Genomic DNA, 12,014 nt, shown 5'->3' on the forward strand with positions numbered 1-12,014 from the left:
ATGAAAAGCGGCCTGAAGACCAAATTGCTGACAATCGCTGCCATCGTTGCTTTCCTGGCTACTTGTCTCGTGCCCAGCGCGGCAGCGCAGACCTATACCGCCACTGACCTGGGCACTCTTCACGCCGGCAGTGCGCGCATACACGGCGTGAACGATTCTGGTCAGGCCGTGGGTGCTTCCGGGAATCCGCACGGTGCGGAGACGCACGCATTTTTCTGGCAGAAGCAGGGCGGCATTCGCGATCTGGGCACACTGCCCGGAGGCGACTACAGCGCGGCCTATGCTATCAATGACTCCGGCATGGTTGTGGGCACATCAAATACTTCAACCAGCACGCACGCATTTTCCTGGACTCTTGTCCGCGGGCTTGCCGATCTTGGAACTTTGCCGGGCGCAAATGCCAGTTCAGCGCTTGCCATCAACAATCAAGGCCAGATCGTGGGCAGTTCCGGCGGACATGCAACTCTGTGGTCGGGCGGCAACATTCAGGATCTGGGCACGCTTGGCGGCGCGACGAGTGAAGCGCGTGGGATCAACAACCTTGGCGCGGTTGTCGGCGTCTCAGACACCAGCTCCGGTCCGCATGCTTTTCTATGGCAAAACGGCGCCATGCAGGACCTTGGTCTCCTTTCAGGCGATACCAGCAGCCACGCTGACCATATCAATGACAGCGGTATGGTTGTGGGCGCTTCCGAGGGCAGCGGAGGCGTTCGCGCTTTCGTCTGGACCAGCGCTGCCGGAATGCAGCCCTTGAGTGAAGAGTCCGGCGCAATTTACAGCGAAGCTTTCGACATCAATAACGCAGGCCAGGTAGTGGGCGAAATCGCAAGCTCCATGGGGACCCGCGCTTTCCTTTGGACCAGCCACAATGGGCTGATTGACCTGAATGAATCTGTCACCAATCTTCCGGGTGATGTTGTGCTGATTGGGGCTTTTTCCATCAATGAAAAAGGCCAGATCGTCGCTTTCGGCATCAAGAGTCCCAAGGTGAGCAAACATCAGGAAGTCTCGGCGGATAGCCACGTCCATGCTGGCCCGACGCGGGTTTTTCTGCTGACGCCACAGTAGGAGTGTTGGGCTATAATCCGCCCATGCTTGGTGGACGCAGCAGCGAACAGTGGATCGCACAATACGCAAGCAGTCACACGCATCCAGTCAACCGGTTTTGCCATAGCCTTGGCATACCGCTGATCGTGCTGTCACTGGCGCTGGGCGTGGCGGCCATTTTTTATCATCCGCTCTGGATGCTTGCCGCCGGACTCTTCGTTTTCGGGTGGCTACTGCAGTTCATTGGCCACGCTTTTGAGCACAAAGAGCCTGAGTTCTTCCACGACTGGCGATTTCTGCTGGTGGGCGTGCGCTGGTGGTGGGCCAAGATGCGGGGCAGAGCCTAAGGAACTATTGAAACCAGCTTTGCGAATGCGGCCGCATTAATTCCTGTCCTCGTTCCCCAGCGATCAGAAGCAGTCAGAGGTGATGCGGGCCATCATGATGGGTGCTTGATGTTGCCGATCTGCATAAATCCACACACTTTTAAGCCGGCTTTCCTCAGAGCTGCGCGTGAAGCAACATTCTTGATCTGGCAGCGGGCGGCGGGAACTCTTCCAGCCAGATAACATGCTTTCTGCAACTCCTGCAGGATAAAAGTTCCGTAACCCCGCCTGCGGCAATCCTTCCTCACTTCCATATAAAGATCGGCAAATGGAGGGTTGTAGTGGAGCATGAATCCGCCTGTGGCCACGATTTCTCCCTTTACCTCAAGCACATAGTCTCCAGTTGGTTCTACCGTGTGTTCAAAAATCTGATCGTCAGGACGCGAGGGTCGGACTATGGAGTCTGGAATTGTGTATTCCGTCACCGAATGCGGCTCGAACAACACGACGTCCGAGCGTATGTCCTGGGAGAACGCATACAGCATTGTGGACAACAAATGATCATTGCTCTGGCATTCGATATATCTGGCGCGTGATGCAGAGATAAGTTCCTGGAATAGCAGGCTGGCCTGCTTTCTGAACGGCGGAACCACATAGAACTCGAATATCGTGTCGCGGTCGTTTCTTTCCTGCCCCTTGATGGAGCCGTAACCGGCGTCTTTGCCCTCGATTCTCAGCAGATAAGAATCGCTCCACCCGCGTTCAAGGACCGCGTTGTATCTGATCTGGAAATTCGTCTCCTGTAGATACAAAGCGCGCAATGCCAGAATGTCTTTCAGGTTCGCTTTCACAGCCGTTCCAATCATCTCTGCGTGGTCCTTTTGGCGTTACCGCCCGAAGCGTAGAAATAATAACGCTTAGCGGCGTGCTCCTGGTCGTGTCCAGTTGCGCTGCCACTGGGCTGGCTTTATTCTTGCCAGTTATGTCCACACTGGTTGAATGTGTTCCTAATTTCTCTGAAGGCCGTGATAAGAGCGTCGTTGATGCCATTGTCGAAGCCATGAAAATTCCCGGCGTCTCGCTGCTGGACCGCGAGATGGATTCCGACCACAACCGCTGCGTGATCACCATTGTGGGTGATCGTGAAGCCATTGCTGAGGCCGCGATTCGTGGCGTCGGCAAAGCGTCCGAACTCATCGATCTCACCAAGCACCAGGGCGCTCATCCGCGCATCGGTGCGTCGGACGTGATCCCGTTTATCCCCATTGAAGGCGTTACCATAGAAGACTGCGTCGCCATTGCCCGCAAGGTCGGAGAAGAGATATGGAAACGCTTTAAAATTCCTGTGTATCTCTATGAATCTGCTGCCACAAATCCAGATCGCCAGAATTTGGAAAATATTCGTCGCGGCCAGTTTGAAGGCCTGCGTGAAGACATCCTCGTCAACCCTGCGCGCTGTCCGGATTTTGGCGATCCGCGCTGCCATCCCACGGCAGGAGCGACGGTCGTTGGTGCGCGCAAAGCCCTGATTGCTTATAACGTTTTTCTCAACACCAAAGACGTTGATATCGCCAAAAAGATCGCCAAGGCCGTGCGTTATTCTTCCGGTGGACTGCGTTATGTAAAAGGCGCGGGATTCGAAGTGCGCGGGCTCGCCCAGGTTTCCATGAACCTGACCGACTTTGAGCAAACGCCCATCGCCCGGGTCTTTGAATTTGTAAAGCGTGAAGCGGAGCGGTACGGCGTGCAGCCGCTCAGCAGTGAGATCGTTGGTTTGATCCCCAAGAAAGCATTGGAGCAGGCAGCCGAATGGTTTTTGCAGGTAGAAAATTTTGATTCATCCATGATCCTGGAAAACCGGCTTGCGGCGGTGACCAGCGGCAAAATGGCTGTGGGAGGCATTCGAGCCGGAGTCGAGCCGTTCATCGAACAGCTTGCTGCGCCCACGGCAACTCCCGGAGGAGGCAGCGCCGCGGCGTCTGTGGCTGCCATGGCGGCCGCGCTCGGCAGCATGGTCGCTGGAATGTCGCGAACGAAGAAAGCATACGTGCAATATGAACCGCAGTTGAGCGCGGCGCTGGCTCGGCTGGCGCAGCTCCGTGAAGAATTGAAAGCCCTCATCGATGCCGATGCTGAGAGCTACAACAAAGTTTTGGCCGCTTACAAGCTGGCCAAGACGTCCAACGACGGTGACGCACTAATCGAAACAGCCATGAAGGGCGCAACCACCGTGCCGATGGATACAGCGCAAAGAGCACGCGAAGTCAAAGACATCATTGAGACGCTGAAGCCCATTACCAGTCCAAACATGGCTTCTGATCTTACCGTGGCGTCCACTCTGGCCAGCGCGGCCATTGTTGGGGCCTTAGCCAACGTGGAAATCAATCTGGGGTCATTAAAAGATGCCGATTTTGCCGATGAGATACGTTCAAGAGTAGTGGAGCTCCAGAGGTGAATACCTTAAGTAATGGGAAATTAGCATCCTGAGCTGCACCTGAACGCATCAGATTAAGCAAAACCGGACTAAAATATGATTATGAAACGCACTCTTGTTATCACGCTCGCCTTCTTGTCGAGCGGACTTACTGCCTTTGCTGCTTCACTTGGTACGGCCGCGCGAACGGTGATCCCCATTGAAGTCCAGCAGATCATCAACGTCGATTACCGGCGCATGAAAAACTCTGACACGGCCATGGACATGAAGGCCAAGCTGCTTCCGCCGAACATGAAGCAGTTTGAAGATGCGCTGAAAGATATCGGCGTGAACCCCGATAAGGACATTGACCAGATCACGCTGGCCTCTTTCCGGATGAAAGACCAGGGCTTGCAGATGATCGGCATTGCGCAGGGCCAGTTCCCGCGCAAAAAGCTGATGCTCAAGATCACGAACCAGAAAATCAAGGGCACAAAGAAGAACGGCTCCATGATTTATCCCGTGGCGGGCGGGATGCAGATGACCTTTCTGGATGACTGGACCATGTTGTTTGGCGACATTGCCGCGGTGAAGGCCGCGCTGGATGCCCGCGACAATTCCAGCCAGAGCTTGAACGCCAATCGCGAGATCACTGATTTGATTCCGAACGTTGAGGCCGGGACAGTCTGGAGCGTGCTGGATGCCGCCGGGACTGAGACGATGTTGAAATCAGCCCTGGGCAGCGCCGCCGAACTCGGTGAATTCGATACCATGAAGAAGAAGCTTCTGGGCTCGCGCTACACCATCGACTTTGATCATGGCGTGGACTTCAACCTGAATGTTCTTACCTCTGATAACGTGACCGCATCAACTCTTTCGTCCGTCCTGAAGGCCGGCATTCTGTTCAAGAAAATGGACGCCAGCCCCACGGAAAAAGCGGCGATTGACGGTACCACCGTGGACAGCGATACCAATAAGCTGGTGGTGAAATTCAAAGCCGATGACAAGAACTTCCAGCAGTTGATGCAGTCGCCGATGTTTGCGTCGGTAGTGCGATAAAAAAATCTTTAACCACAAGGACACGAAGAAACACGAAGGAAAGCAGGAGCAACACCTTTGTGATCCTTCGTGTCCTTTGTGTTTTACAACTCGGCGCTCACTGCGTGCGCTAGCTCTTTGAGCGACTTCTCGTTTCTCCGATACCACATCCACAAGCCGTGCTTTTCAGCTTGCACCAGCCCGGCTTTCCGCAGGATTGACATGTGGTGAGAAATCGTTGGCTGTGAGAGTGTCACGTGGTCCTGCACGTCGCAAGCGCACATCCCCACGCCTTTTCCAATGGAGCATTGGCCCTTTTGCTTCAGCAGCCGAAGTATTTTCACCCGGGCAGGATCGGCAACAGCTTTAAGCGCCAGCACAAGTTGTTTATCGGTCATGGTCATCACATTCTGGCATCACATTCTTTAGTACACGCACAGATCGATTTTGGTCAATATGCAATCGTCTATTGACCGCGATTGCCAACCTCTGTTTTCCTAGATGTAGCATGGAATTGCGCAAAGATCCGATTACACGCTCCTGGGTCATCGTGGGCGATGACGTGGAGCGTCCAGCCCAGCCCGGCTATTGTCCCTTTTGTCCTGGAGCGCAGAACGCGCCGCAGGTGATTGCTACGTTGAATGGCAACGAGCTTGGCGGCCCAATCTCAGCCATGGTGCATCCAGCGCCCCTCTACCGCATTGAAGGAGAGCCGCATCGCCATGCGGAAGGCATCTATGACGCCATGAACACGGTTGGCGCGCATGAGGTGCTGGTGCAGAGCATCCGGCACGATATTGAGCTGTGGCAATCATCGGACGCTGAAATTTCCCAATTCCTGCTGCTGACCGCCCAGCGCATACAGGACCTGAAAGGCGATCTCCGGTTTAAGTATGTGACTATGTTCAAGAACCATGGGCCTGCCGCGAGTCAGGAGTTCGACCACCCTGTTTCCGAACTGACAGCGACCACGTTTGTTCCGCGTCGGGTGTTGTATGAGCTGCGAGCTTCCCGCGATTATTACTTGGAAAAAGAGCGCTGCGTTTTCTGTGACACGCTGGGACAGGAATTGCGCAATCCCATCAGGATCGTGGAGGCCCTGAACCACTTTGTTTCAATGTGTCCGTTCGCATCCCGCGTGCCGTATGAGATCTGGATCATGCCACGCAAGCATGAATCGTCCTTTGAGCGGTCAATCACGTCCAAGTCGGCCCATCTGAACGAACTGGCCGGATTAATCCGCCGAACACTGCAGCGGGTAATGAGCGTTTCTGAATCGTTTTATCTGGTGCTGCACACGGTGCCAAACACATATCAGAAATCGAACATACTGCAATACTGGAAAACCGTCGACGAGGACTACCACTGGCACATCGAGATCCTGCCTATTATTGGCGCCAAGGCCAAGCCGTACTTCCTGAAAGAGGTGTATTACACCCACATATCGTCGGAGTCGGCGGCGGAAAAATACCGGAAACTCTCGATCCGTTAGCTCCGCAGAGCGAATAGCGCGTTGCTAATATTCTTCCCGCAGTGTCATATAACCGGACTTCTCAATGCACTCATACAGTGAACCTCGAGCAGGGCTCGGGGCAATTTAGTAGCTTGCTGCTCAATCAGCATGGATAAAAACGAACTCCACGATGAACTTGAGCGGCTTCATCCGGCGAGCTTTGGCTGGGCGCTGTGGTGTTGCGACCACCGGAGAGATGAGGCGGAAGAAGTTTTGCAGGCCGCCTACCTCAAAGTGCTGGAGGGCGGAGCGCGCTTTGAAGGACGTGCAACCTTGCGGACTTGGTTTTTCTCCGTGGTTCGCCGGACGGCTTGGGAACAGCGTCGTAGGCGGTGGGCACGCGAGTTACTGTTGGGGCGCTGGATGGGACAGCAACCGGCTTCGATGCTGCATCCTGCGCCCGATGAAGCGCTGAGCAGTTCGGAAGAAAACCATGCGCTGCTTCGCGTGCTGATGAAGTTACCCGCGCGACAGCGTGAGGTCTTGCACCTGGTCTTTTATCAGGATTTAACGATTCAGGAGGCTGCGAAGGTTTTGAACATTTCCCTGGGAACGGCGCGCATACATTTTGAACGGGGCAAAACCAGGCTTCGCAGCCTGCTGAGTAAAGAGGAAATGCGATGAACGGGGACCAGAGTCTTCCTAACGATGATCGTGGCGACAAAGCGCCGCCGGACACCAACTTGCAAAATGCTGCCTTGCGCAAGCGCTTCGTCAGCCTTCGTGAGCAAGAGCAGCAGCACATTCCTGCATTCGCATCGCTATGGGGCGGCAGAAGCCGTATGCAACGGAGCAAAAGTTTCTGGTTCGCTGCCGCTGGTTGTGCGCTGATCGTTGTAATAGCGATTCTTTTGCTTCGCTCTGAACGGACGAATAGGAATGAAGTCTCAATGGTCGAGATTACCGAATGGAAAGCGCCTACGGATTTTCTGTTGGAAACACCCGGACGCGAAATTCTGCAGACCGTGCCGGAAATCGGTAAATGGCAGGGCTACACCGCGGCGACTTCCGCCGCGGACGGGCATTCGCAAGTCAGGAAAAAGGCTTTGCACTAGAGAAGGAGGATCTCTTTGAAATTCTACAGATTGTTGTTCGCATTGTTTGTTTTGAGCGCAGCAGGCTGGGGGCAGAAGCCGGCAGATGATCCCATTGCTCAAGCTCTTTATCCGCCCGAACTGGTCATGAAGTATCGCCAGGAAATCAATCTGGATGAAGGTCAATCCAAGGCCATGAAAGAGGCCATCCAGAAGGCCCAAACCAAATTCCTGGACATGCAATGGGACATGCAGTCTGAAGCGGAAAAGCTGGTCAAATTGTTGAAGGCGCGTCCTGTGGACGAGGCGGCGGTCATGGCCCAGATGGACCAGGTCTTGAACCGCGAACGCGATATCAAAAAGGCCCAGATATCTCTGCTGATCCACATCAAGAATTTGCTTTCAGAAGCACAGCAGAACAAGTTGACGGAACTTCGGCAAAAGCCGTCCTGATGAGCGTCTCTAGGCAGCGTCTGATTATTAATGTCAAGGTCGGGCGCTGCGTGCTCAAATCCCCGCACCAAAAGCGACCGCAAGCCTCCATTCCCACGCCAAGGTCTTGACCACAAAGGGAAGTAGGGTGGAAACCCTATACGATCAGCGTAAATCCTGAGTTTTATGCTGCCCGACATGCGTTCTGGAGGTACCTTTGTGCGTTTTATCACATGTGCTACAGGCACTCGCGGCTATAATTTGCAATAACTTATGCTTCCGTTGTTCTGGTTACGCGTGGCCCTGAGTCTGTACGGGGTGGGCCTGCTTTACGCCTTGGCGTCATTCTGGGGCGGCAGGAAAGTCCTGACCCGAATCACCCTGCCCGCGGTGGGGCTGGGAATGGTGTTTCATTTTGTCTCCATCGTGGAAAATGCCATGTCCAGCGGCACCTGGGCGCCAACTTCCATGCATGGACTGGAATCGTTGCTGGCGTTCGTGCTGATGGTATTTTTCTTTGTCGTGTATGCCCGTTTCCGCGCCACGTCACCGGGGCTGGCCGTGTTTCCGCTGGTTTTCTGGCTCACTTTTTCTGCTTCGTCTTACGCCGAGCCCACCGAGCCTTCCGCTCCACTTTTCGTAAGCACGCAATGGATTTACATCCACGTCGCTTTGATTCTTATTGGATACTCGGCGCTGTTCTTCAGCTTTGTTGCCAGCATTTTGTATCTGCTCCAGGAGCGCAACTTGAAAACAAAGGCCGGGATGAAAGGATTCTGGTCGCGCCTGCCTGCGCTGGCCACAATCGACGAAATCGGCTTCAAATGCCTGATCTGGGGCTTCCCGTTCATGACGCTGGGGCTAATCGCGGGCTCGATCCTGGCGGAAGCGCGCTTTGGCAGCAGATACTTCGCCGATCCCAAAATTTTGTTGTCCGGCCTGATGTGGGTCATCTATATGGTCCTGCTGTACACGCGCTGGAACGCGGGATGGCGCGGCCGGCGTGCTGCGTACCTGGCGACATTCGCCTTTGGCGCGGCTGTACTGGCTTGGGCGGCAAATAATTTCAGCCAGACACATAGGTTTATCGCTCCATGAACTTTCATGTCATCGGCGTGAACCACAACAGCGCTCCGCTTGAGGTGCGTGAGCGGCTGGCTGTGCCAGAAGCGCAGTTGCCCGACGCCATCCGCAGTCTTGTGCAGCAGCCCGGCGTGGATGAAGGCATGGTGCTTTCCACATGCAACCGCGTTGAGGTGGTTACCAGCACCAAGCAAGGCGCCGATCTGCGCGGATTTCTGGGCAGCTATTTTGGAGTGAGTCCCATGGCGCTCAATTCTCATATCTATGAATTTGAGCAGCGCGAAGCGGTGCGCCACGTATTCCGCGTCGCCTCCAGCCTTGACTCCATGGTGGTGGGCGAGCCGCAGATTCTGGGCCAGGTTAAAGAAGCCTATGCTCTGGCGCGCGGGATGGGGGCGATACATTCCGGGCTGGACGCGCTGCTCTCACGCGCCTTTGCCGTGGCTAAGCGCGTGCGCTCAGAGACTTCAATCGGCAGCTCCAGCGTTTCCATTGCGTCTGTCGCGGTGCAGCTGGCGGAAAAGATTTTCGGTTCGCTGGAAGACAAGACAGTCTTTCTGGTGGGCGCAGGCAAGATGGCTGAACTCGCTGCGCGACACCTGATCGCTCACGGTGCAAAGAACATTATCGTAAGCAACCGCACTTATGATCGAGCAGTGGAACTGGCAGAGGAATTTGGTGGCCGGGCCGTTTCTTTCGATCAGTTGCACGAAACCTCAGACAGCGCTGACATCATTTTGACTTCAACCGGCGCTCCTGAGCCGATCTTTCGCCGCGAACATGGCGAGCGCCTGCTGAAAGGCCGCCGCAACCGGCCAATGTTTTTTATCGATATTGCCGTCCCTCGCAACGTGCATCCGGACATGAACAAGCTGGACGGAATGTTTGTGTATGACGTGGATGATCTGCAGTCGGTAGCTTCAGACAATGCCAGTGAACGCAAGAAAGAAGCCGAGCGGGCGGAAAAGATCATTGAACTTGAGGTGGATCGATTTGCTTCGCGCATGAAGTCGCTGGCCGTGGTGCCGACGATTCTTTCCCTCCAGGAATACTGCGAAACCATCCGCCAGGCAGAGATTGATCGCATTCGCGGTAAGCTGGGCACGATCACTCCGGAGCAGGAAGCGGCCATCGAGGCAATGACGCGCGGCATCATCAATAAACTGCTGCATACGCCTATTACCACGCTTAAATCGTCCACCGATCACCCCGAGGCTGCTACCATCCATGAGATGATCCGGCGGCTGTTCAATTTGAATACTGGGAAACCGAAAGAGTAAATGGCAAAACTTCGAATAGGCTCGCGAGGATCGCAGCTGGCGTTGTGGCAGGCGAACCATGTGGCGGCTCTGCTGCGCGCTAAAGGCCACACCGTTGAGATTGAGGTCATCAAGACCACCGGCGACAAGATCACCAGCGTGGCGCTGGCCCAGGTCGGCACTAAGGGGATGTTTACCAAGGAGATTGAAGAAGCGCTGCACGACCATCGCGTCGATCTGGCAGTGCACAGTCTGAAAGATGTACCTACGGACCTGGCGCAGGAGTTTGAGTTGGCGGCGATCATGAAGCGGGAAGACCCGCGCGATGCGTTCATCTCCGTAAAGTTTTCCAGCCTGGAAGAACTGCCGCAGGGCGCGAAAGTCGGGACGAGTAGTTTGCGGCGGCAGTGTCAGTTGAAGTCGGTACGTCCGGATCTGGAAGTCTTTCCTCTGCGCGGCAACGTGGACACGCGGCTCCGGAAGCTTGAGTCCGGCGAGTATGACGCGATTATCCTGGCAGCGGCGGGCGTGCTCCGTCTGGGGCTGGAAACGCATGTGCGCTCGCGCATCTCAGCCGACGTGATGTGTCCCGCTGTGGGACAAGGCGCGCTGGCAATTGAGATTCGGCGTGGGGATCAGCAGACCAAAACGCTGCTGGCTTTTCTGAACGACGCCGATACGCATGCGGCCATCGATTGCGAGCGTGCGCTGCTGGGATCGCTTGGCGGCGGGTGCCAGGTGCCTATAGGGGCGTATGCTGAGAAGAGAGGTGACCGTCTGTTTTTACGCGCCATGGTGGGGCGGCCGGACGGAAGCGAGATTTTACGTGAAGAAGCCGCAGGTACCGATGGCGTGAAACTGGGCCGCGAAACAGCGCAAACGCTGCTGTGGCGCGGTGGTGACAAGATCTTGAACGATGTGTACGCCCAGGAAGTTGAAGTGCCGAAGCAGCCATGAGCACAAATAAATCAGCTACGAGCGTGAAGAAATCAGTGAGCGCGAATAAAGAGGAGCCGCTCAGCGGCTGGCGGATTCTAACTACGCGCGCCAGCAAGCAATCCGGCGGGTTGGCCGGACCTTTGCGCGAAATGGGCGCAGAGGTGATTGAAATTCCTACCATCGAAATCAAGCCGCCGAGCAGTTACAAAGCTTTGGATGCTGCACTGAAAAATATCGCCAAATATGACTGGCTGATTCTTACCAGCGTGAACGGCGTAGAAGTATTATTCGCGCGGCTGAAAAAACTGCGAATTGCACACACAAAGCTGGCACATCTTCAGGTGGCGGCCATTGGGCCGGCGACGGAGCGGGAAATCGAAAAGCAAGGTTTGAAAGTTGCCGTGATGCCAGACAGATACGTGGCCGAGGCCGTGGTGGAAGCGCTCAAGGACAAGACGGAGGGGAAGCGGGTTTTGCTGGTGCGTGCCAAGGTGGCTCGCGATGTTCTGCCTATCGAACTGAAAAAGGCCGGCGCAAAAGTGGATGTGGCCGAGGCCTACGAGACGCACGTGCCCAAGGCGGCAAAGGCAAAACTCAATCGTCTTTTTTCCAATGACTCTTCACGTCCGGACATTGTGACGTTTACCAGTTCGTCCACGGCAACAAATTTTCTGGCGCTGCTGGAAAAAGACCATTGGCACGGACTCCGTGAAATTTGGCTGGCGTCGATTGGGCCGATAACCAGCGATACGTTGCGCCAAGCAGGCTTCAAACCGAACATCGAAGCCCTGGAATACACGATGGAAGGCCTGGCTCTGGCGATCGCCAAGCATGTGCTGACTACACACCCCAGCGAGTAACTTTCACCGCGAAGGTCGCAAAGGGCGCAAAGGAAGGCAGCTGAATTCCGGGCGAAGCCGGCTTGCGCGC

At 55.3% G+C, this 12,014-nt stretch carries 14 protein-coding genes; 12 read left to right on the forward strand and 2 right to left on the reverse strand.

Translation table 11 applies throughout. The annotated features are described in order from the left end of the window. Together LAO76_13170 and LAO76_13175 are read left to right on the forward strand one after the other, a co-directional pair. The gene (locus tag LAO76_13170) at nucleotides 1–1,068 is read left to right on the forward strand and encodes an HAF repeat-containing protein (GenBank protein ID MBZ5491875.1); all 1,068 of its coding nucleotides are present in this window, start codon (nucleotides 1–3) and stop codon (nucleotides 1,066–1,068) included. Between the two features lie 23 nt (nucleotides 1,069–1,091). Further along, the gene (locus LAO76_13175) at nucleotides 1,092–1,394 is read left to right on the forward strand and encodes a DUF962 domain-containing protein (protein ID MBZ5491876.1); all 303 of its coding nucleotides are present in this window, start codon (nucleotides 1,092–1,094) and stop codon (nucleotides 1,392–1,394) included. A 92-nt stretch (nucleotides 1,395–1,486) separates the two neighbouring features. Here LAO76_13175 and LAO76_13180 read toward each other — a convergent pair whose 3' ends face one another. Beyond that, complete coding sequence (locus tag LAO76_13180; protein ID MBZ5491877.1) at nucleotides 1,487–2,239, reverse strand: N-acetyltransferase; 753 nt, start codon at nucleotides 2,237–2,239, stop codon at nucleotides 1,487–1,489. Between the two features lie 116 nt (nucleotides 2,240–2,355). Here LAO76_13180 and ftcD point away from each other — a divergent pair, with 116 nt between their 5' ends. Next, nucleotides 2,356–3,828 (forward strand): glutamate formimidoyltransferase, encoded by a 1,473-nt coding sequence (gene ftcD / locus LAO76_13185; GenBank protein MBZ5491878.1) that lies wholly within the window; start codon nucleotides 2,356–2,358, stop codon nucleotides 3,826–3,828. An 81-nt stretch (nucleotides 3,829–3,909) separates the two neighbouring features. Beyond that, nucleotides 3,910–4,845 (forward strand): hypothetical protein, encoded by a 936-nt coding sequence (locus LAO76_13190; GenBank protein ID MBZ5491879.1) that lies wholly within the window; start codon nucleotides 3,910–3,912, stop codon nucleotides 4,843–4,845. Nucleotides 4,846–4,928: 83 nt separating this feature from the next. Here the strand turns inward: LAO76_13190 and LAO76_13195 are convergent, their stop codons facing one another. Further along, nucleotides 4,929–5,222, reverse strand: a complete 294-nt coding sequence (locus LAO76_13195; protein ID MBZ5491880.1) for a metalloregulator ArsR/SmtB family transcription factor — start codon at nucleotides 5,220–5,222, stop codon at nucleotides 4,929–4,931. 110 nt (nucleotides 5,223–5,332) lie between these two features. On the opposite strand from LAO76_13195, the gene LAO76_13200 reads away from it, so the two are divergent. From LAO76_13200 to LAO76_13235, 8 genes are all read left to right on the forward strand, one after another. Beyond that, nucleotides 5,333–6,316: a hypothetical protein gene (locus LAO76_13200; protein MBZ5491881.1), complete on the forward strand. Its 984-nt coding sequence runs from the start codon at nucleotides 5,333–5,335 to the stop codon at nucleotides 6,314–6,316. Nucleotides 6,317–6,445: 129 nt separating this feature from the next. Then, nucleotides 6,446–6,961: an RNA polymerase sigma factor gene (locus tag LAO76_13205; GenBank protein ID MBZ5491882.1), complete on the forward strand. Its 516-nt coding sequence runs from the start codon at nucleotides 6,446–6,448 to the stop codon at nucleotides 6,959–6,961. Continuing rightward, the gene (locus LAO76_13210) at nucleotides 6,958–7,392 is read left to right on the forward strand and encodes a hypothetical protein (protein ID MBZ5491883.1); all 435 of its coding nucleotides are present in this window, start codon (nucleotides 6,958–6,960) and stop codon (nucleotides 7,390–7,392) included. Before LAO76_13205 ends, LAO76_13210 begins: the two co-directional genes overlap by 4 nt. 15 nt (nucleotides 7,393–7,407) lie before the next feature. Further along, nucleotides 7,408–7,824, forward strand: a complete 417-nt coding sequence (locus LAO76_13215; GenBank protein MBZ5491884.1) for a periplasmic heavy metal sensor — start codon at nucleotides 7,408–7,410, stop codon at nucleotides 7,822–7,824. Nucleotides 7,825–8,076: 252 nt separating this feature from the next. Beyond that, nucleotides 8,077–8,901 carry a cytochrome c biogenesis protein gene (locus tag LAO76_13220; protein MBZ5491885.1) on the forward strand — a complete coding sequence of 275 codons (825 nt, stop codon included), beginning with the start codon at nucleotides 8,077–8,079 and terminating at the stop codon, nucleotides 8,899–8,901. Further along, nucleotides 8,898–10,166: a glutamyl-tRNA reductase gene (gene hemA / locus LAO76_13225; GenBank protein ID MBZ5491886.1), complete on the forward strand. Its 1,269-nt coding sequence runs from the start codon at nucleotides 8,898–8,900 to the stop codon at nucleotides 10,164–10,166. The genes LAO76_13220 and hemA overlap by 4 nt, the downstream gene beginning before the upstream one ends. After that, entirely contained in the window at nucleotides 10,167–11,102 is a 936-nt protein-coding gene (gene hemC, locus LAO76_13230; GenBank protein ID MBZ5491887.1) for a hydroxymethylbilane synthase, read from the forward strand. It abuts the gene before it with no gap. Then, nucleotides 11,099–11,944, forward strand: coding sequence for a uroporphyrinogen-III synthase (locus LAO76_13235; protein MBZ5491888.1), 846 nt, complete (start codon nucleotides 11,099–11,101; stop codon nucleotides 11,942–11,944). Before hemC ends, LAO76_13235 begins: the two co-directional genes overlap by 4 nt. The last annotated feature ends 70 nt before the right edge of the window (nucleotides 11,945–12,014 follow it).

This window comes from Terriglobia bacterium, assembly GCA_020072645.1.
Lineage (GTDB): Bacteria > Acidobacteriota > Terriglobia > Terriglobales > Acidobacteriaceae > Angelobacter.